Origin of the sequence: Bradyrhizobium sp. CCBAU 25338, from assembly GCF_028128965.1 — a bacterium.
Taxonomy (GTDB): Bacteria; Pseudomonadota; Alphaproteobacteria; order Rhizobiales; family Xanthobacteraceae; genus Bradyrhizobium; species Bradyrhizobium liaoningense.
The window spans coordinates 15,637-34,654 of the sequence record NZ_LFKY01000039.1; the positions used below are offsets into that span (position 1 = coordinate 15,637).

20 protein-coding genes are annotated in these 19,018 nt (G+C 64.9%); 9 read left to right on the forward strand and 11 right to left on the reverse strand.

Annotated features, from left to right (window positions below):
- Positions 1 to 42: 42 nt before the first annotated feature.
- A complete protein-coding gene (locus ACM42_RS22100) occupies positions 43 to 1,116 on the reverse strand; it encodes a tartrate dehydrogenase (RefSeq protein ID WP_271529920.1) in 1,074 nt (357 codons plus the stop codon).
- A gap of 154 nt (positions 1,117 to 1,270) precedes the next feature.
- Here ACM42_RS22100 and ACM42_RS22105 point away from each other — a divergent pair, with 154 nt between their 5' ends.
- The 3 genes from ACM42_RS22105 (at position 1,271) to ACM42_RS22115 (ending at position 4,248) form a co-directional block, all read left to right on the forward strand.
- Positions 1,271 to 2,047, forward strand: a complete 777-nt coding sequence (locus tag ACM42_RS22105; RefSeq protein ID WP_271529921.1) for an SDR family oxidoreductase — start codon at positions 1,271 to 1,273, stop codon at positions 2,045 to 2,047.
- 121 nt (positions 2,048 to 2,168) lie between these two features.
- Positions 2,169 to 3,587 carry an amidase gene (locus ACM42_RS22110; RefSeq protein WP_271529922.1) on the forward strand — a complete coding sequence of 473 codons (1,419 nt, stop codon included), beginning with the start codon at positions 2,169 to 2,171 and terminating at the stop codon, positions 3,585 to 3,587.
- Between the two features lie 10 nt (positions 3,588 to 3,597).
- The gene (locus ACM42_RS22115) at positions 3,598 to 4,248 is read left to right on the forward strand and encodes an aspartate/glutamate racemase family protein (protein ID WP_271529923.1); all 651 of its coding nucleotides are present in this window, start codon (positions 3,598 to 3,600) and stop codon (positions 4,246 to 4,248) included.
- Here the strand turns inward: ACM42_RS22115 and ACM42_RS22120 are convergent.
- Complete coding sequence (locus ACM42_RS22120; protein WP_271529924.1) at positions 4,245 to 4,892, reverse strand: TetR/AcrR family transcriptional regulator; 648 nt, start codon at positions 4,890 to 4,892, stop codon at positions 4,245 to 4,247. The genes ACM42_RS22115 and ACM42_RS22120 overlap by 4 nt on opposite strands.
- A 137-nt stretch (positions 4,893 to 5,029) precedes the next feature.
- Here ACM42_RS22120 and ACM42_RS22125 point away from each other — a divergent pair, with 137 nt between their 5' ends.
- The 5 genes from ACM42_RS22125 to ACM42_RS22145 are packed head-to-tail and all read left to right on the forward strand — an operon-like array spanning position 5,030 to position 9,778.
- Positions 5,030 to 5,239: a ferredoxin gene (locus tag ACM42_RS22125; protein WP_028178369.1), complete on the forward strand. Its 210-nt coding sequence runs from the start codon at positions 5,030 to 5,032 to the stop codon at positions 5,237 to 5,239.
- A gap of 50 nt (positions 5,240 to 5,289) precedes the next feature.
- Positions 5,290 to 6,510, forward strand: a complete 1,221-nt coding sequence (locus tag ACM42_RS22130) for a cytochrome P450 (RefSeq protein WP_271529925.1) — start codon at positions 5,290 to 5,292, stop codon at positions 6,508 to 6,510.
- 33 nt (positions 6,511 to 6,543) lie between these two features.
- Complete coding sequence (locus tag ACM42_RS22135) at positions 6,544 to 7,866, forward strand: MFS transporter (RefSeq protein WP_271529926.1); 1,323 nt, start codon at positions 6,544 to 6,546, stop codon at positions 7,864 to 7,866.
- A 3-nt stretch (positions 7,867 to 7,869) separates the two neighbouring features.
- Complete coding sequence (locus ACM42_RS22140) at positions 7,870 to 8,529, forward strand: sulfite oxidase-like oxidoreductase (RefSeq protein ID WP_271529927.1); 660 nt, start codon at positions 7,870 to 7,872, stop codon at positions 8,527 to 8,529.
- Positions 8,530 to 8,554: 25 nt separating this feature from the next.
- Positions 8,555 to 9,778 carry a bifunctional alpha/beta hydrolase/OsmC family protein gene (locus tag ACM42_RS22145; RefSeq protein WP_271529928.1) on the forward strand — a complete coding sequence of 408 codons (1,224 nt, stop codon included), beginning with the start codon at positions 8,555 to 8,557 and terminating at the stop codon, positions 9,776 to 9,778.
- Positions 9,779 to 9,787: 9 nt separating this feature from the next.
- On the opposite strand, the gene pdxR is transcribed toward ACM42_RS22145, so the two are convergent.
- Entirely contained in the window at positions 9,788 to 11,236 is a 1,449-nt protein-coding gene (pdxR, locus tag ACM42_RS22150) for a MocR-like pyridoxine biosynthesis transcription factor PdxR (RefSeq protein WP_271529929.1), read from the reverse strand.
- Positions 11,237 to 11,318: 82 nt separating this feature from the next.
- Between pdxR and ACM42_RS22155 the strand changes: the two genes are divergently transcribed.
- Positions 11,319 to 12,233 (forward strand): DMT family transporter, encoded by a 915-nt coding sequence (locus ACM42_RS22155; RefSeq protein ID WP_271529930.1) that lies wholly within the window; start codon positions 11,319 to 11,321, stop codon positions 12,231 to 12,233.
- Here the strand turns inward: ACM42_RS22155 and ACM42_RS22160 are convergent.
- From ACM42_RS22160 to paaB, 8 genes are all read right to left on the reverse strand, one after another.
- A complete protein-coding gene (locus ACM42_RS22160) occupies positions 12,212 to 13,267 on the reverse strand; it encodes a YeeE/YedE family protein (protein ID WP_271529931.1) in 1,056 nt (351 codons plus the stop codon). The two genes, ACM42_RS22155 and ACM42_RS22160, sit on opposite strands and share 22 nt — an antisense overlap.
- Positions 13,268 to 13,379: 112 nt before the next feature.
- Positions 13,380 to 14,384 carry a quinone oxidoreductase family protein gene (locus ACM42_RS22165; protein ID WP_271529932.1) on the reverse strand — a complete coding sequence of 335 codons (1,005 nt, stop codon included), beginning with the start codon at positions 14,382 to 14,384 and terminating at the stop codon, positions 13,380 to 13,382.
- Between the two features lie 64 nt (positions 14,385 to 14,448).
- Complete coding sequence (paaK, locus tag ACM42_RS22170; RefSeq protein WP_271529933.1) at positions 14,449 to 15,780, reverse strand: phenylacetate--CoA ligase PaaK; 1,332 nt, start codon at positions 15,778 to 15,780, stop codon at positions 14,449 to 14,451.
- A 38-nt stretch (positions 15,781 to 15,818) separates the two neighbouring features.
- Positions 15,819 to 16,268 carry a hydroxyphenylacetyl-CoA thioesterase PaaI gene (paaI, locus tag ACM42_RS22175; RefSeq protein WP_194388704.1) on the reverse strand — a complete coding sequence of 150 codons (450 nt, stop codon included), beginning with the start codon at positions 16,266 to 16,268 and terminating at the stop codon, positions 15,819 to 15,821.
- Positions 16,269 to 16,369: 101 nt separating this feature from the next.
- A complete protein-coding gene (paaE, locus tag ACM42_RS22180; RefSeq protein ID WP_271529934.1) occupies positions 16,370 to 17,452 on the reverse strand; it encodes a 1,2-phenylacetyl-CoA epoxidase subunit PaaE in 1,083 nt (360 codons plus the stop codon).
- A 2-nt stretch (positions 17,453 to 17,454) separates the two neighbouring features.
- Positions 17,455 to 17,958, reverse strand: coding sequence for a 1,2-phenylacetyl-CoA epoxidase subunit PaaD (gene paaD / locus ACM42_RS22185; protein ID WP_271529935.1), 504 nt, complete (start codon positions 17,956 to 17,958; stop codon positions 17,455 to 17,457).
- Positions 17,952 to 18,728, reverse strand: coding sequence for a 1,2-phenylacetyl-CoA epoxidase subunit PaaC (gene paaC / locus ACM42_RS22190; protein WP_271529936.1), 777 nt, complete (start codon positions 18,726 to 18,728; stop codon positions 17,952 to 17,954). The genes paaD and paaC overlap by 7 nt, the downstream gene beginning before the upstream one ends.
- Positions 18,728 to 19,015 carry a 1,2-phenylacetyl-CoA epoxidase subunit PaaB gene (gene paaB / locus ACM42_RS22195; protein ID WP_028135228.1) on the reverse strand — a complete coding sequence of 96 codons (288 nt, stop codon included), beginning with the start codon at positions 19,013 to 19,015 and terminating at the stop codon, positions 18,728 to 18,730. The genes paaC and paaB overlap by 1 nt, the downstream gene beginning before the upstream one ends.
- Positions 19,016 to 19,018 lie beyond the last annotated feature (3 nt).

Here is a 19,018-nt window from a genome sequence, read left to right on the forward strand (position 1 = left end):
ATCCCGGCGTACGCCGGGATGACACTTGGTCGGCAGTCCGCCTCAATCCACCATATCCGCAACCGCCTTACCGCAGGCCGTCGTATCGGCGTTGCCGCCGAGGTCCTTGGTGCGGAGCGTGCGTTCGGCCAGCGTGCGCTCGATCGCATCGACGATCGATCTTCCTGCTTCCTTTTCGCCGAGATGCTCGAACATCATGGCGCCCGACCAGATCATGCCGATCGGGTTGGCGATGCCCTGGCCGGCGATATCGGGCGCCGAGCCGTGCACCGGCTCGAACACCGAGGGGAAATCGCCCTCGGGATTGATGTTGCCTGATGGCGCGATGCCGATCGTGCCGGTGCAGGCCGGGCCGAGATCGGAGAGGATGTCGCCGAACAGATTCGAGCCGACCACGACGTCGAACCAGTCCGGATGCAGCACGAAGTTCGCCGTCAGGATGTCGATGTGGTACTTGTCCCACTTCACGCCCGGAAACTTCTTGGCCATCGCCTCCACGCGCTCGTCCCAATAGGGCATGGTGATGGAGATGCCGTTGGACTTCGTCGCCGAGGTCAAATGTTTCTTCGGCCGCGACTGCGCGAGCTCGAAGGCGAATTTCAGGATGCGATCGACGCCGGTGCGGGTCATCACCGTCTGCTGGGTCACGAACTCGCGGTCGGTGTCGGGGAACATGCGGCCGCCGACGGAGGAATATTCGCCTTCCGTGTTCTCGCGCACCACCCAGAAATCGATATCGCCGGGCTTACGGCCCGCCAGCGGCGACGGCACGCCGGGCATCAGCCGCACCGGGCGAAGGTTCACGTACTGGTCGAACTCGCGGCGGAATTTGATCAGCGAGCCCCACAGCGAGACGTGATCCGGGATCTTGGCCGGCCAGCCGACCGCGCCGAAGTAGATCGCATCATGCTTGCCGATCTTCTCCTTCCAGTCATCGGGCATCATCTGGCCGTGCTTCTCGTAATAGTCCCAGGACGAGAAGTCGAAATGGTCGAAATGAACGGAGACGCCGTGCTTCTTCGCCGCCGCCTCCAGAACGCGCAGGCCCTCCGGCATGACTTCCTTGCCGATGCCGTCGCCGGGAATGACCGCGATCCGGTATTGCTTCTTGCTCATCGAAAACGTCCTTGGTTGGTCCGGCAGCCGCCGCGTTTTGATCGCACTGCAATGGACCAAAGTCGCGGGCGGTGCAACGCTGCACTGCAATGTTGACCATGGCGCGGCCGAGCGCCTACTGATTTGATCCAGTTCCTACCCTGCGAGTACTCCCATGGATCTGCATCTGCGTGGCAAGCGCGTCCTGATCACTGGCGCGTCCAAGGGCATTGGCGCAGCCGCCGCCGAGGCGTTTGCCGAGGAAGGCGCGCATCTCCTGCTCGCCGCCCGCAGCGGCGAGGCGCTGACGGCGCTGGCCGACCGCCTGCGCTCCGCACACCAGATCGACGCCGCAACGAGCATCGTCGATCTGCGCAAGGAGGAGGACGTGGCGCGACTGGCGAAAGAAGCCGCCGACATCGACGTGCTCGTCAACAATGCCGGCGACATCCCCGGCGGCTCGATCGACAAGATCGACGAGGCGACCTGGCGGCACGCCTGGGAATTGAAAGTGTTCGGCTACATCAACCTGACGCGGCACATCTATGCGCAGATGAAGGCGAGGGGTGGCGGCGTCATCGTCAATGACATCGGCGCAGCCGGCGAAAAATTCGACGCCAACTACATCTGCGGCAGCGCCGGCAACGCCGCGCTGATGGCGTTCACGCGCGCGCTCGGCGGCAAGAGCCTCGCCGACAACATCCGCGTCGTCGGCATCAATCCCGGTCCCGTCGGCACCGATCGCCACGTCACCCTGCTCAAGACGCGGGCAAAGCACCAGTTCGGCGACGAGAGCCGCTACAAGGAATTCCAGAAGAGCCTGCCGCTGGGACGGCCTGCGCATGCGCGCGAGATCGGCGACCTCATGGCGTTCCTGGCGTCGGATCGCTCTGGTTACACGTCGGGCGTGATATATACGGTGGACGGCGGCATCAGCGCGGGGTGGGGTTAAACCCGATCCTCGTCATTGCGAGCGCAGCGAAGCAATCCAGGAATGCATCCGCGGTGAGAGTCTGGATTGCTTCGCTGCGCTCGCAATGACGAAACCAAGAATGGGCATAGGAGTAAGATAATTGTCTCAAGACCTGATCCGCGAAACCGCATGCGCGGTCGTCGACAAGCTGCGGTCCGGCGACGTCTCGCCGCTCGAGCTCCTGGATGTGCTGGAGAAGCGCATCAAGGAGGTCGATGGCAAGGTCAACGCGCTGCCGACACTGTGCTTCGATCGCGCGAGGACCAACGCGAAAGCGCTGATGCAGAAGCCGGCCGGCGCGCGCGGGCTGCTCGCAGGCCTACCGGTGCCGATCAAGGACCTCACCGACGTCGCGGGCGTGTTGAACACGCAGGGCTCGCCGATCTTCAAGGACAACATCCCCGCGAAGTCCGACCTCATGGTTGAGAACCTCGAGGCGAACGGCGCGGTGGTCTACGCCAAATCCAACACGCCGGAATTCGGCGCCGGCGCCAACACCTTCAACGAGGTGTTCGGTGCGACGCTCAATCCCTGGGATACGACGAAATCGGCAGCGGGCTCCTCCGGCGGCGCGGCCGTGGCGCTCGCAACCGGCATGGCCTGGCTCGCGCAGGGCTCCGACATGGGCGGGTCCTTGCGCAACCCGGCGGCTTTCTGCGGCGTCGTCGGCATGCGGCCGAGCATCGGCCGTGTCGCGCATACCCCGAAGTCAGGTGTCGATCGCAATCTCGGCGTGGTCGGCCCGATGGCGCGCAACGTCGAGGATCTCGCGCTGCTGCTGGACGCCATGAGCGGCGACTATGCGGACGATCCGCTGTCGCTGCCGGCGCCGACGACCTCGTTCCTTTCGGCGGCACAGGCGGGCAAGAAGCCGAAGCGCATTGCCTATTCACCCGACCTTGGCATCACGCCGGTCGATCCCGAAGTGAAGGCGATCACGCGCAAGGCCGCGGAGCGCTTCGCGGAAGCCGGCGCGATCGTCGAGGAGGCACATCCCGACTGGCGCGAGGCGCATGAGTGCTTCCACGTGCTGCGCGCGTTCGATTTCGCGATCACCAAGGCCAACCTGCTGCGCACCAAGCGCGACATGCTCAAGCCCGAGGTGATCTGGAACATCGAGGAAGGCCTCAAGCTCACCGTCGATCAGCTCGCGCGCGCCGAGGCGCAGCGCGTCGGCATGACTGCGCGGGCGGTCGAGTTCTTCAAGACCTACGATCTCCTGCTGGTGCCGACGACGATCGTGCCGCCCTTCCCGATCGAACACCGCTATGTCGCCGAATGCGCCGGCAAGAGATTCGACAATTACGTCGAGTGGCTCGGCATCGTCTACGCCATCACGCTCGCCTGCTGTCCTGCGCTCTCGCTGCCGTGCGGCTTCACGGCGTCGGGCCTGCCGGTCGGCGTGCAAGTCGTCGGCGCACCGCGGGCCGACGCACAGGTGATCGCCGGCGCGAAGGTGCTGGAGGATATTCTGGGCCTGCGCGGCACGACCCCGATCGATCCGAAGGTGACGAACTGACGTATACCTCATGACGACGCCGCCTCGCATCACCCTCATCCACGCGCTCAAGCACTCCATCGCGCCGATCGAGGCGACGTTCGCGACGGCGTGGCCTGAGGCACGGCTGATGAACCTGCTCGACGACAGCCTGTCTGCGGATCTGGCGCGTGACGGCGCGCTCACCGATGCCATGACCGAGCGCTTCCTCGCGCTGGGCGATTACGCAGCGGCGACGGGAGCGGATGGAATCCTGTTCACTTGTTCCGCGTTCGGCCCCTGCATCGAGGCGGTCGCGCGCGCACATGCGTCGATGCCGGTGCTGAAGCCGAACGAGGCCATGATCGAACGTGCCATAACCATGGGTGAGCGCATCGGCCTGCTCTCGACCTTTCCGCCGACGCTAGCCTCGATGCCACCCGAGTTCCCTGCCTCCGTCCAGATCGTGCCGAAACTGGCCGAGGGCGCGCTGGCCGCGCTCGATCGCGGCGACCGTGCCACGCACGACCGGCTGATCGCGGAAGCATCTCGCGATTTGCGCGACTGCGACGTCATCGCGCTCGCGCAATTCAGCATCGCCGCGACTGCGCCGCTGGTTGCGGAGGCCACCGGCCGCCCGGTCGTGACGACGCCGGACAGTGCCGTCGACAAGCTGATGAGGCTGCTGAAGGCGAAGGCTTAGGCGCCGGCCTTTGTCCGGCGCCGCGCATCCTTGATCGCGACCGCGAGCGCAGCCTTCGTCTCATTGACGAAATCCTCGACCAATTCCTCGCGCGTGGCATGCGCCGCCTCGCCGGTGAACAGGCCCTGCTCGGCCAGCATCACCACCCCATGCAGCGCGGCCCAGATCTTGAGCGCCTGCCGCTCGCGCAAGTAGCCGATCGCCGGGGCCTCTAGCGCCTCGATCACGAGCGCAAAGGTCTCCCGCGTCGCCTCGTGCAGCTCGCTGCCCTTGGCCGCGCAGGACACGGTGCGCGAGGCGAACATCAAGCGGTAGATACCGTTACGGCGCAGACCGAAATCGAGCGTCGCTTGCGCGAGTCGCGAGAGCTTCGACTGCTTCGACGGCTCCGCCATCGCCTCGCGCAGAACCGCTGTGAGTTGCCGGAACGCCTCCGCCGTGACCGCCGCGAGCAGCGCCTCACGGTCGACGAAATGCCGGTATGGCGCCGGCTGCGAAACACCGAGCTGCCTGGCAAGCGCCTTGATGCTGATCGCCTCGGCGCCGCCCCGCTCCGCCTCGTGCAGCGCGGCCTTGATCAAGGCATCGCGAAGATCGCCATGGTGGTAGGTCTTCTCGGGCTTGCGAGCGAATTGTGAACGCATGTTGAGGCGAAGCCTATAAGTTTGCGCTTGACAGGGGAAGCCCGCCGCGAATGTAATAGGATATAACTTAGAGCAATCCCAGATGAGGAAACGCGCCGCCCTTCGGGCCTTGCGCGCGCACGACCGAGGAAGCCGCAATGTCAGAGCGACTAAGGGTTCACGTCGATCCGGAGAAATGCCAAGGCCACGCCCGCTGCAAGGCCCTCGCGCCGGAGCTTTTCGAGCTCGACGAATATGGCAACGCGCACGAAGCCGGCGACGGCGCCGTCCCGCCGGGGCTCGAGGACAAGGCCTGGCTTGCGAAAGCCAACTGCCCGGAAATCGCAATCGATGTGATCGAGGAGTAGCGCGGCCAGCTGCGTGCTTTCAGCGAACACGAGCCGAGGGATTCCCTGCCATGACCGACGTCAACCAGCCCACCGCCCATCCGCCCGTGACCGACTGGGTCCATGACTTCGACCACACCGATCCGCAATGGACGGAGGACCCCTTCCCGATCTGGGACGAGCTGCGCGCCGCGAGTCCCGTGGTGCACACGGAACGCTTCCTCGGCTGCTACCTGCCGACCACCTATGAAGCCGTGCGCGAGATCGCCAACGACACCGAGCACTTCTCCTCACGCCGCATCATCGTCCGCGATGTGCGCCCCGAGGTCGCCAGGAACGCGGCGCCGCCGATCACCTCCGATCCGCCGGAGCACAAGCCGGCCAAGCAATTGCTGCTGCCGCCCTTCACGCCGGACGCGATGAAGAAGCTCGAACCGCGAGTTCGCGCCATCTGCAACGAACTGATCGACGAGTTCATCGCCGACGACAAGGTCGACGCTGCCGCACGCTACAGCAAATACATCCCGGTTCGGGCGATCGCGCACATGCTCGGCATCCCCGAGAGCGACAGCGACCTCTTCATCAACGGGATTCACATGATCCTCGAGCTCGGCATCAAGGACGAGAGCAAGCTGCTCCAGGCCGTGCAGGAGATGACGGCCTATTTCAGCGGCCACATCGAAGCGCGCAAGAACGAGCCCAGCGACGACCTGATCTCCTATCTGATGAACGCCAGGGACAAGCAAGGCAACCCGCTCGAGGACTCCCACGTGCTGGGCTCGCTGCGCCTGCTGCTGATCGCCGGCATCGACACCACCTGGAGCGCGATCGGCTCCTCGCTCTGGCATCTTGCGAAGACGCCGGCCGACCGCGAGCGGCTGATCGCCGAGCCCGGACTGATCCCGACCGCGGCGGAGGAGCTGCTGCGCGCCTATTCACCGGTGACGATGGCGCGCGAGGTGGTCAAGGAAACCACGGTCTCGGGTTGTCCGGTGAAGCCCGGCAACATGGTGCTGCTGTCGTTCCCGGCCGCTAACCGTGACCCCAAGATGTTTCCGGATGCTGACAAAGTCGTGATCGACCGCCGCGAGAACCGCCACGCCGCCTTCGGCCTCGGTATCCATCGCTGCGTCGGTTCCAACCTTGCGCGAATGGAGATGCAGGTTGCGCTGGAGGAATGGCTGAAGCGGATTCCGGACTTCCGACTCGATCCGGCAGGCACAGTAACCTGGTCGCAGGGCACGGTGAGAGGCCCCCGGCAGTTGCCATTTTTGCTGGGAAAGGCGATGTAGGCCTTCCCCAGACGAAGAAGCGGAAGGCCGGACGTGACAGAGCAAGCAATCCAACCGGCCTCCGAGCATTTTGACGTCGCCGACGCCGAGCGGCGGATCAAGGCGATCTTCATCGGCTCCATCGGCAATCTCGTCGAGTGGTACGATTTCTACGCGTACACGGCATTCGCGCTCTACTTCGCACCCGCGTTCTTCCCTGGTAACGACCCCGTCGTCCAGCAATTGAACGTCGCCGTCGTATTCGCGGCGACCTTCCTGATGCGGCCTCTGGGCGGGTGGTTTTTCGGCTATCTCGCTGACCATTTCGGTCGCCGCATTTCGCTCACTCTGTCCGTCGTCTTCATGTGCTTCGGCTCGCTGATCATCGCGCTGACGCCGACCTATGCCACGATCGGCTTCGCCGCGCCGGTGATCCTCGCGCTCGCCCGCGTCATCGAGGGCCTCAGCCTCGGCGGCGAATACGGCGCCAGCGCCACGTATCTCAGCGAAGTTGCCGACCCCAAGCATCGCGGCTTCTATTCCAGCTTCCAGTACGTGACGCTGATCGGAGGCCAGCTCACCGCGATCATCGTGCTGCTGCTCCTGCAAAAGGTCTTCCTCACACCGGAAGAGCTGAAGGCCTGGGGCTGGCGCATCCCCTTCGCGATCGGCGCGCTGCTGGCGATCTTCGCCGCGGTGATGCGGCGCGGCCTGCACGAGACCGAGGCGTTCGAGGAGGCAAAGAAAGTGGTGAAGCCGACCGGCTCGATCACCAATCTGCTGCGCTATCCGCGCGAGCTCTTGCTGGTCGTCGGCCTCACCGCCGGCGGCACCGCGGCGTTCTACACTTTCACCACCTACATGCAGACCTTCGTCAAGCTTTCGGTCGGGCTGACCGAGGACCAGACCACCTTCGTGATCTTCGGCACGCTGATTTTCGCGACCATCCTCCAGCCGATTTACGGCGCGATCTCCGACAAGATCGGCCGCAAGCCGCTGCTCATTTTCTTCGGCGTAGCCGGCACGCTCGCGACCGTTCCGTTGCTGATGGCGCTGAGGGAGACGAAGTCGCCCTTCATGGCGTTCATCCTGATCTGCGCCGCCTGGCTGTTCGTCGCCGGCTACACCTCGATCAACGCCGTGGTGAAGGCCGAATTGTTCCCGACCAACGTCCGCGCCCTCGGCGTCGGCCTGCCCTATGCCATCACGGTCTCGATCTTCGGCGGCACGGCGCCGGCGATCGCGCTCTATTTCAAAAGCATCGGGCACGAGGAATGGTTTTATTTCTATCTCAGTGGCATCATCTGCCTGTCGCTGATCATCTATTCAACCATGCGCGACACCAAGCACGCCTCCGCAATGCATCGGCACGAGTAGGCCATGACCGACGAGACGCCATCCGACAGCAAGCTGACGCGCACCAAGGAAAAGTGGGCGCGCGAGGGCCGCTTTCTCACCGGCAAGGTCACGCGTCCGGAAGATCAGCGCCTGCCGCCCGGTCAGCACCTCACCAAGGACTGGCCGGTGCTCGATCTGGGCGTCGTGCCGCCGGTCTCGCGCGAGCGCTGGCGGCTCGACGTCTACGGCGCGATCGAAACTCCCGTGTTCTGGACCTTCGACGAGTTCATCGCACAGAAGCAGGCGCGGTTCACCTCCGACATCCACTGCGTGACGACCTGGTCGCGCTATGACAACGAGTGGGAAGGGCTTGCGACGCGTGAGCTGCTCGCAGCCTGCCAGCCGCGCCAGGATGCGCGCTTTGTTGTGCTGCATTCCTATGACGGCTACACCACCAATCTCGCGCTGGAAGACTTTGCCGCCGAGGACGCGCTGCTCGCTCATAGCTGGTCGGGTAAGCCCCTGAGCGAGGAGCATGGCGGCCCAGTGCGGCTGGTCGTGCCGCACCTCTATTTCTGGAAGAGCGCCAAATGGCTCCAGGCCATCGAATTCCTGACCGAGGACGCGCCGGGCTTCTGGGAAGTCCGCGGTTATCATAACCGCGGCGATCCCTGGGTCGAACAGCGCTATTCGGGCGATTAGGTTCAAGCAAGGACAGGGGAAGCCCATGCCGACGGAACGCTTTCAATTCACTGGAGAAGGCGGCCATCAGCTCTCGGCCGCGCTGGAGCTGCCTGACGGCGAGGCCGTGGCGTTCGCGCTGTTCGCGCATTGCTTCACCTGCGGCAAGGACGCGCTGGCGGCCAAGCGCATTGCGGTCGCGCTCGCCGCCAAAGGCATTGCGGTGCTGCGATTCGACTTCACCGGGCTCGGCTCCAGCGAGGGCGACTTCGCCAATTCGACGTTCTCCTCCAACGTCGCCGATCTCGTGCGCGCGGCCGATCATCTGCGCAGCATCCGCAAGGCGCCGTCAGTCCTGATCGGCCACAGCCTCGGCGGTGCCGCGATCCTCGCGGCAGCAGGACAGATCCCCGAAGCCAGGGCGGTTGTGGCCATCGCGGCGCCGTCCGATCCCGCCCACGTCACCGGTCTGTTCAAGGAGCATATCGACAAGATCCGCAGCCAGGGCGAGGTCGAAGTCTCACTCGCGGGACGCCCGTTCCGGATCAGACGTGAATTCCTCGACGACATCGCCGAGCACGAGCTGATGAAGGACGTCACCGGCCTGCACAAGCCGCTGCTGGTGATGCATTCGCCTGTCGACGACACCGTCGGCATCGACAACGCGACGAAGATCTTCGTTGCGGCGAAGCATCCCAAGAGCTTCGTCTCGCTCGATCATGCCGATCATCTGCTGACGAAGCCAACCGACGCGCTTTACGCGGCCGACGTGATCGCGGCCTGGGCGAGCCGTTACATCGACACCGCAACGCCCGCGAAGGTGGTAGATCTCCCTGAGGCGCCGCGCCAGGTCGTGGTGCAGGAGACCCGCAAGAGCAAATTCAACCAGATAATCACAGTCGGGCCGCATCGTCTCGTGGCGGATGAGCCGGTGGCGGCCGGCGGCGAGGATACGGGTCCCGGTCCCTATGATTTCCTGCTCGCCGGCCTCGGCGCCTGCACCTCTATGACCATGCGCCTCTACGCCGACCGCAAGTCAATGCCGCTCGACCGCGTCACAGTCACGCTGAAGCACTCCAAGATCTACGCCAAAGATTGCGCGGAGTGTGAAACCCGCGAGGGTATGCTCGACCAGATCGAGCGTGACATCACGATGGACGGCGCCCTCGATGCCGAGCAACGCAAGAAGCTGATGGAGATCGCCGACAAGTGCCCGGTGCACCGGACGCTGACGTCGGAGATCCGCATCGTGACGAAGGCGATTGATTGACGCGGCCGTCTAGAAGCACGATGCCATCGTCCGCACGGCCGCGCTGATCTCGCTCTCGCGCCACGCCGCAAAGCCTAGCAGCAGGCCGCGATCGCGGGGCCGGCCAACCGCCAGGCTCGACAGGGCGCGCGTCTCGACCCCCGCCGCAACCAGCCGCTTCACCGCCGCCTGATCAGTGCGACCGCGCTTGAGTCGGGCGACGAGTTGGATGCCTCCAGGGGGCACTTCGACCGAGAGCATCCCGCCGAGCTGTCGCTCCAGTTCCTCGACCAGGTGATCACGGCGCGCGTGATAGAGCCGGCGCATCCGGCGCAGATGCGCGAGGAAATGCCCATCGGCGATGAACTCGGCGAGTGCCTCCTGGATGTGACTCGAAGCGATCAGCCCGACATGCCGCTGCGCGATCTCCAGGATACTGGCAAGTGCCGGCGGCGCGACGAGATAGCCGAGCCGGATATCCGACGTCATCGCCTTCGAGAAGGTGCCGACATAGAACACGCGGCCATGGGCATCGAGCCCCTGCAAGGCCGGCACCGGCCGGCTGTCATAGTGGAATTCCCCGTCGTAGTCGTCCTCCACGATCCAGGTCTTGCCGGGCCTGCTCAGGCCGAGAAACTCGGCGCGACGGGCCAGCGACATCAGCCGCCCCGTCGGATGCTGATGCGAGGGCGTCATGAAGATCAGTTTTGGCGCCGCAAGGCCCGGCATCCGTTGCATACCCTGCCCATCCAGTCCGATACCGGTCACGCGCGCGCCGGACGCCCGGAAGGCGGCCGCAGCACCGGGATAACCGGGATCCTCGACCCAGACCTCATCGCCGGGCGTGATGATGGTCGCGGCAATCAAGGTCAACGCAGCCTGCGCGCTCGGCAGGATCATGATCTGGTCTGCGGCGGCCCGGACACCCCGGCTGGTCGCCAGATAATCCGCGAGCACCTCGCGCAGGCGCGTCCGGTTGAGCGGGCCGAGTTCGCGCCTGGCTGCACGCACGGCACCGCGGCGCAAGCAACGCGCCCAGACCTCGTCCGGAAACTCTCTGAAATCGCCATGCCCCGGGCGCAACGGCCTCAGTGCTGCCTGATAGGACATCGGCCAGTCGGTCTGCTTGAGATTCGAGGCCCAGGGCGAAAGTCGCGGCTTTCCGGAGCGTCCGCGCGCCGCAGCGGTGCCGGCCCTTATACGACGTCCGCCTCCATCGACCGTGACCACCGGACGGCGGCCGTGCGACGCCGCAACATATCCCTCGGCGGCAAGCTGCTCGTACGCATAAGTGACGGTGTTGCGGGAGACGCCGAGATCGCTCGCGAGCCGACGGCTCGACGGCAGCGTACGACCCCTCCCGAGACGGCCACTCGCGATCAGGTCTCTAAGCTGGCCCGTCAGCTGCGTCACCAGCCCCGCGTCCTCCGTCCGTTTCAAGTCGATCAGAGCGGAGATCACCTCTTCCGAAACTGGCATCTCATTATTCTCCAATCTGGCACTTTTTCAGGTGCCAGTGGCGATGCTATCCGGCGAACCGGACTGCTGCAAGGACTCCGAGATGAACTCACTTTCACCCCGCGCGGCCGTCGGCCTGTTCCTCGTCGTCGTGCTGGCCTGGGGTGTGAACTGGTCGGTGACGAAGCAACTCGTGCAATTCGTTCCACCGCTGTGGACCGCCGCGATCCGAAGTTGGATCGCTCTGGTCGGCCTCATCGTGATCCTCGGACTGAGCAAGAATCTGGTGATCCCGGAGCGACGCGACGTGCCAGTCATCCTCAGCGTCGCGCTGCTGCACATGACGCTGTTCTCGATACTCGTCGCGGCGGGCCTGCGCTTCCTGCCCGCGAGCAAGGGCGTCGTGCTCGGCTACACCACGCCGCTCTGGGTCGCACTCGCCGCGCCCATCCTCGGAAAGGACACGCTGACCGCGCCGAAGCTCGCCGGCGCTCTGCTCGGACTGATCGGGCTTGCCGTCATCCTGAATCCGTCCTCGATCGACTGGACCAATACAGGAGTCCTGGTCGGCGCCGGCATGGTCATCCTGGCCGCGATCTCCTGGGCCGCGAACATCATCTATATCCGCGCGCATCGCTGGATCGCTTCTCCGCTCCAGCTCCTGCTCTGGCAGGTGCTCGTGGCCACGGCCGTGCTGTCGACCCTGGCGATGATCATCGACGGGCTGCCGCAATTCGAGTGGTCATGGAGGCTCGTGTCGCTGTTCCTGTATTCGGGCCTGATCGGGACGGCGCTGGCCTATTGGGCGATGTCGATGGTCAACAAGAGCATCTCGGCGCTGACGACGTCGCTCGGGACCACCGCGACGCCGCTCGTCGGCATCGCCAGTGCCGCAATCCTGCTGGGTGAGCCGATCGACGCGAGCCTTACCATCGCGGCCGGACTGATCGTCAGCGGCATCGGCCTTGCGACGCTCGGCGACCGACTGCTGCGCGGTCAGGCCACCGCGAGGGGTTGAACCCGCAGCGCACCGTGCAGGCCCGCCGTCGTGCCGAGCAGGATGCCGGCGAGCGCCACGAACGACCCCAGCGCGAGCGTAGAGACGCCAGTCAGCCCCTGCCCGATCGAGCAGCCGAACGCCATCACGCCGCCGATACCCATCAGCGCCGCGCCGCTGCCTGAGCGCAGCATGTGACGCGGTGAGGAATAGCCTTCGAGCTTGAACCGGCCCGTCGCGAGCGCCGTCACCAGACTGCCGGCGAAGACGCCGGCCACCGTCGCGATGCCGAAATTCAACGTAAGACCGGTCGAGAGCATGGCGTATTGCAGGCTATCGGCGATCGGCGCGATGAAGGTGAGCGAGGTGACGGGGACGGGGTTGAAGTCGTCAGCGCCGAGACAGCCGGTGACGTACCAGCCGCCGGCGACGAGCAGGCCCACGACGACACCTGCCACGATCTGACCCGGCGAACGGCGAAACGCTGGGTGCGCGAAGGCAAACAGCATCAGCGCGACGACCGTCGCGGCGGCGGCAAGCGCGCGCGAAAGCGATTCCGTGAGACCGAGCATTGCCAGCACGGACGGCAGCGAATTTGCGCTGACGGTCGTTTGCGAGGCCTGGACCAGCGCGATACGCGCTGGCGCGATCAGGCCCTTCAGCGTCATCTGCGCGGCGATGGCCAGCACGATCACGACGACGAAGGAGCGGAGATTGCCGCGGCCGAGCAGCACCAGCGCCCGCGACCCGCAGCCATTCGACAGCACCATGCCGTAGCCGAACAGCAGGCCGCCGAGGAAGAGCACAGGCACTGAGAATGACTGCTGCAGGTAGATCGACCTGCCGAGATCGACCATGCCGTTGCCGGCAAGGAACTGGCTCGCAGCGATCGCAACGGCGATCGCCAGCGCATAGCTCCGCACCAGCCGCCCGTCCCCCTCCGCCAGAAAGCCGCGCATGCTGCTCATCAGGCAGAAACCGCTGAGCAAGCCGACGGCGCCGTAGACGAGCCCGATGACGAGACCGGCGAAGATGACGAATTGGGCGGATTCCATCGACTGTTCTCATATCTCTCGACGTCCGTCATTGCGAGCGCAGCGAAGCAATCCAGAAATGCATCCGCGGAGACCGGCTGGATTGCTTCGCTGCGCTCGCAATGACGATTTGCTACGGCTTCAGGATGACCCGGTCGCGCGAGGAGCCGGCGACGGCGACATAGGCTTCCTTGGCGCGCTCGAGCGGATAGATCGCATTCGCCCTGATCGGAAACGGCTTCAGATGGCCGCTGGCGAAGCCGGGACCGAGGTCGCGCAGCACCGCGCCTGTTGCAGCCGATGACAGGCCCAGCGTGTCGATGCCGACATAGGTGTGCTGGCCGCGATAGAATTCGAGGATGTTGAACTGAACGATGCGATCGATCGCTGCGATCAGGATCTGGCGGCCGCGCAGCGCAAGCGATTTGTGCGCAGCCTGGAAGTAGGGATCGCCGACAGTGTTGAAGACGATGTCGGCGCCCTTCCCGCCGGTCAATTCGCGCACGCGCGTGGCAACGTCAACGGCAGAGGCGTCGATCACCTCGACCGGCGCGCTGCTATGCCCCTCATAGGCTTCCGTCCTGCGCACCACGCCGATGACGCGCGCACCCTGCCAGGTCGCGATCTGAACCGCGGCCTGTCCGACCTTGCCGTTGACGCCGAACACCAGCACGGTCTCGCCGCTCTTCGGCACGCCCGCGCGGCGAAAGCCTTCCATCGCGGTGACGAAGGGCACGCCGATGCCGGCGGCCTCCTCCCAGGACACGGTCTTCGGTTTCTCAACGACGGCATCAGCCTCGACCACGAGATGGGAGGCATGGGTGCCGTCACGACGGATACCGAGATCGCCGGAGGAGCCGAACACTTCGCGTCCGACCGTACCCGCCGGCCCGTCGATCACCACGCCGGCGTAGTCGCGGCCGGGAGTCCGGGGAAACACGGCATAGGGCATCAGCCCGGTCGCGGCCTTGACGTCGGATGGATTGACGGCTGCGGCCTTGACCTCGATCAGAACATCGTTCGGACCGCGCTCGAGTGTCAGGCGCTCCACGACTGGCGCAAGCGCGGCAGCGTTTTCAGCCTTTGAGGCAAGGCGCACGCAGCGCGCTTCGACGGTTTTGGCATCGGCTGGCGACATGAAAAGACCCGCGATTTCTCGCGGGCCTTGTCGCCTCTGGGCGCGGTCAAGTCAATCCATCCAGTCAGTCCTTGGGCCGCTTGTCGTAGAGCCGCTTGGCCTTGCCGAGGGAACGTTCCAGCGTGGCGGGCGCAACCACCTGCACCCTGGAGCTGATCCCGATCGTGTTCTTGATGTGGGTCGAGACGCGGTCGGCGTGGTCGAGCAGACCACGGCCGTCCCAGCTCTCGGGCCGCGCCTCCGCGACGATGGTCAGCTCGTCCATGCGGCCTTCGCGAGTCAGTTCCAGGATGAAGTGCCCGCCGCACCAGTCGGTCGCGAGCAGCACTTCCTCGATCTGGGTCGGAAACAGGTTGACGCCGCGTAGGATGATCATGTCGTCGGAGCGCCCCGTCACCTTCTCCATCCGCCGCATGCCGGGCCGGGCCGTGCCCGGCAGCAGTCGCGTCAAATCGCGGGTACGATAGCGGATCACCGGAAAGGCTTCCTTGGTGAGCGAGGTGAAGACGAGCTCGCCCTTCTCCCCATCCGGAAGCACCGCACCGGTCTCGGGGTCGATCACCTCGGGATAGAAATGGTCCTCCCAGATGTGCAGGCCGTCCTTGGTCTCGATGCATTCCTGCGCGACACCGGGGCCGATCACCTCGGAGAGACCGTAGATATCGGTCGCGTCCATGTCGAAGGCGTCCTCGATCTCGCCGCGCATCGCATTGGTCCAGGGCTCGGCCCCGAAGATGCCGACCTTGAGCGAGCTCTGGCGCGGATCGAGCTTCTGGCGCTTGAACTCGTCGAGGATCGCCAGCATGTAGCTCGGCGTCACCGTGATGATGTCAGGGCGGAAGTCGTTGATGAGCTGCACCTGCCGCTCGGTCATGCCGCCGGAGATCGGCACCACGGTGCAGCCGAGCTTCTCGGCGCCGTAATGCACACCCAACCCGCCGGTGAAGAGGCCGTAGCCGTAGGCGTTGTGGATGATCATGCCGGTGCGGCCGCCAGCGGCGCGGATCGACCGCGCCATCACCTCCGACCATGTATCGATGTCGCGCTGGGTATAACCGACCACAATCGGCTTGCCCGTGGTGCCGGACGAGGCATGCACGCGCACCAGCTTTTCGCGCGGCACGGCGAACATGTTGAAGGGATAGTTGTCGCGCAGGTCAGTCTTCGCCGTGAACGGAAAATTTGCGAGATCCGAGAGCTCACGAAAGTCGGACGGATGTACGCCGGCCTTGTCGAAGGCCTTGCGATAATGCGCGACGTTGTCATAGGCGTGCTTCAGCGACCAGGCCAGCCGCTGCTTCTGCAGCGCCATGATCTCGTCGCGCGAGGCGCGCTCATGTGCGTCCATCTCCGCGCTATAGGTACCGGCACCTTCCTTGAGCCTCGTCAGAGCCATCCTCGTTTCCCCACATTGGTTTGTTCTTTTCTTTGGTCTTATTGATCTGGCGCCGGCAGCCATGTGCCGGGAACGACACGCGAATGCCCGCGAAATTCCGCGATGACGGCGGTGCCGGCAGTGACACGCACGTCGTAGATGCCGGAGCGGCCGCCACGAGTGACTTCCCGTGCCTTTGCAATGAGGCGGTCGCCGAGCTTGCCCGGCTTGATGAAGGTGATCTGCCCCTGCGCCGCCACCACGCGCTCATTGTGTGAGTTGCAGGCGAACGCGAAGGCGGAATCGGCGAGGGTGAAGATGAAGCCGCCATGGGCGATGCGCTGGCCGTTGACCATGTCCGGCCGCACCGTCATCGCAAGCGTTGCGAAGCCCGGGCCGATCTCGACGATCTCCATCCCGAGACCCTTGGACGCATCGTCCTCGGCCCACATCGCGTCAGCGCAGGCGCGGGCAATATCCTCAGGCGACAGGGCGGCTTTGACGTTCACGCGCTTCTCCGGGCCAGACGCTCGCACATGATGTTCTGCTGATTGGCTCGAGCTGTCAAATAATGCGACGCATTTGCATTCATCGGGTCTGATCTGCCCGATCAGACATGGTCATAATCGACTACGACACGCTCGGACGATGGTTTTGCCTGGCAGGTCAGGACGAAGCCGGCCTTCAGCTCCCACGGCTCCAGCGAATAGTTGATGTCCATCGGCGCCTCACCCTCGACCAGCTTGGCGCGGCAGGTCGAGCACATCCCGCCCTTGCAGGCGAAGGGCAGATCCACCCCGGCGCGCAGTGCGGCATCGAGGATCGCTTCGTCCTCTGCGACCGGCACGTCGCGCCGCTTGCCGTCGATGATCAGCGACGCGATCGCTTTCGGCGGCGCATCCGGCGCAACGGCTTTCTTCGGCCGCGGCTTGCCGCCGAATTCGGAGACGAAGCGCTCGACGTGAATACGCTCTTCGGCAATGCCGAAATCGCGGCAGGTCGCCTCGATCTGCTCGCTCATGCCAAGGGGACCGCAGATGAAGACGTGATCGACGCTCCCAGCCGGCACCACCGAGCGCAGCAGCACCCTCACCTTGTCGCCATCGAGCCGGCCATGCAGGATCGGGATGTCCTGCTCCTCGCCGGAGATGACGTGGAAGAGCGAGAGGCGATCGATGAAACGATCCTTCAGCTCCTCGAGCGCTTCGAGGAACATGATGTTGTCGGTGGTACGGTTGCCGTAGAACAGGAAGAAGCGGCTGTCCGGCTCGCGGGCAAGCACACCCTTCACGATCGACAGGATCGGCGTGATGCCGGAGCCGGCGGCGAAGCCGACATGGATGCACGCGCGATCTGCCGGCGGGACCACGCCGAAGCGGCCGGTCGGCGTCATCACGTCGAGTTCGTCGCCGCTTTTCAGCTCGTCCGCCGCCCAGTTCGAGAACGCGCCGCCGTCAACCTTCTTCACGGCGATGCGGATCTCGCCGTCGTCGGGGCCGGAGCAGATCGAATAGGAGCGGCGTACCTCTTCGCCATCCAGCATGGTGCGGAGCGTGAGATACTGGCCCGGCGTGAAGGCGTAATCGCCGGCGAGTTCGCCGGGGATGGCGAAGGTCATCGAGACGGCGTCGGACGCCTCGCGGCGGAGGTCGTTGACGGTCAGGCGATGGAAGCGCGGTGCGGCTGCGGACATGGTCAATGACACTTGAAATAATCGAAGGGTTCGCGGCAGGCCTTGCAGCGCCACAGCGCCTTGCAGGACGTGGAGCCGAACTCGGACAACAGCTCTGTCCTGTCGGAGCCGCACTGCGGACACGCGATGGCCTGCTCGCCGAACAACGTGCGGCGCGAGCTCGAGGCCTGCGGCGGCGCAATGCCGTAGGCGCGCAGCTTGCGGCGGCCCTCCTCGCTCATCCAGTCCGTCGTCCAGGCCGGCGACAGCACGGTGCGCACCTTGGGATGATGAAAGCCGGCGCGCTCCAGCGCGATCTCGACTTCGAGCGCGATCATGTTCATGGCGGGACATCCCGAATAGGTCGGCGTGATCGCGACCTCGACATGATCACCGTCGACTATGACGTCGCGGAGCACGCCGAGATCGGCGATGGTCAGCACCGGGATTTCGGGATCGACCACGCTTGCCGCAGCGTCCCAGGCCCGCCGGCGCAGCTCGCTGTCGCGGTCCAGCACGCTCACCATGTCAACCCCGGAAAGGTGCGTTGCATCGACTGCAGTTCGGAGAGGAGGTGGCCGAGATGCTCGCTGTGCCGGCCGGACCGACCACCCTGCTGCATCCAGTCGTTCCGGGGCAGCTCAAGTGTCGCTTCGCCGACAACGTCGGACAGCGTCGTCAACCAACGACCGCGCAAGCTCGCCGGATCAATGGCGATGCCGGCCTGGATCAGGGCGCGCTCGCCGTCGTCGACCGAGAACATCTCGCCGGTGAAGGCCCAGAGATGATCGATCGCTCCTTGAACACGCGCGTGGCTCTCATCCGTGCCGTCCCCGAGCCTGATGATCCATTCCGAGGCGTGGCGCAGGTGATAGGCGCTCTCCTTCTCCGACTTGGCGGCAATGGCGGCAAGCGTCGTGTCGCGCGAGCTCATCATGGCACGCCAGTAAAGGTCGGCGAAGGCGGAATAGAAGAACTGCCTCACCAGCGTCTGGGCAAAGTTGCCATTCGGCTGTTCAACAAGCAACAGATTGCGGTACTGCCTGACGTCGCGGAGATATGCGAGCTTGTCCTCGTCGTTGTCCTTGCCTTCGACCTTCGCGGCGTAGGTGTAGAGCTCGCGTGCCTGACCAATGAGGTCGAGGGCAATGTTGGAGAGCGCCATGTCCTCTTCCAGCATCGGCGCGTGCCCGCACCATTCCGACAGCCGGTGGCCGAGGATCAGCGCATCGTCGGCGCGGCGCAGCGTATAGAGCACCAGCGGTGTTTCGCAGACCTGGATGTTGGCCACGGCCATCACATGTGCCCCACTTCTTCCGGCACCTCGTAGAAGGTCGGATGCCGGTAGATCTTCGACTCCGCCGGCTCGAACATCATGCCCTTCTCGGCGGGATCGCTCGCGGTGATCGCGCTCGATGGCACGACCCAGATCGACAGGCCCTCGCCGCGGCGGGTGTAGATGTCGCGGGCGGCTTGCAGCGCCATTGTCGCGTCGCTGGCATGCAGCGATCCCACATGCTTGTGCGCGAGCCCGTTGCGACTGCGAATGAAGACCTCCCACAGCGGGGTGTTCGGCGTGGTCATATT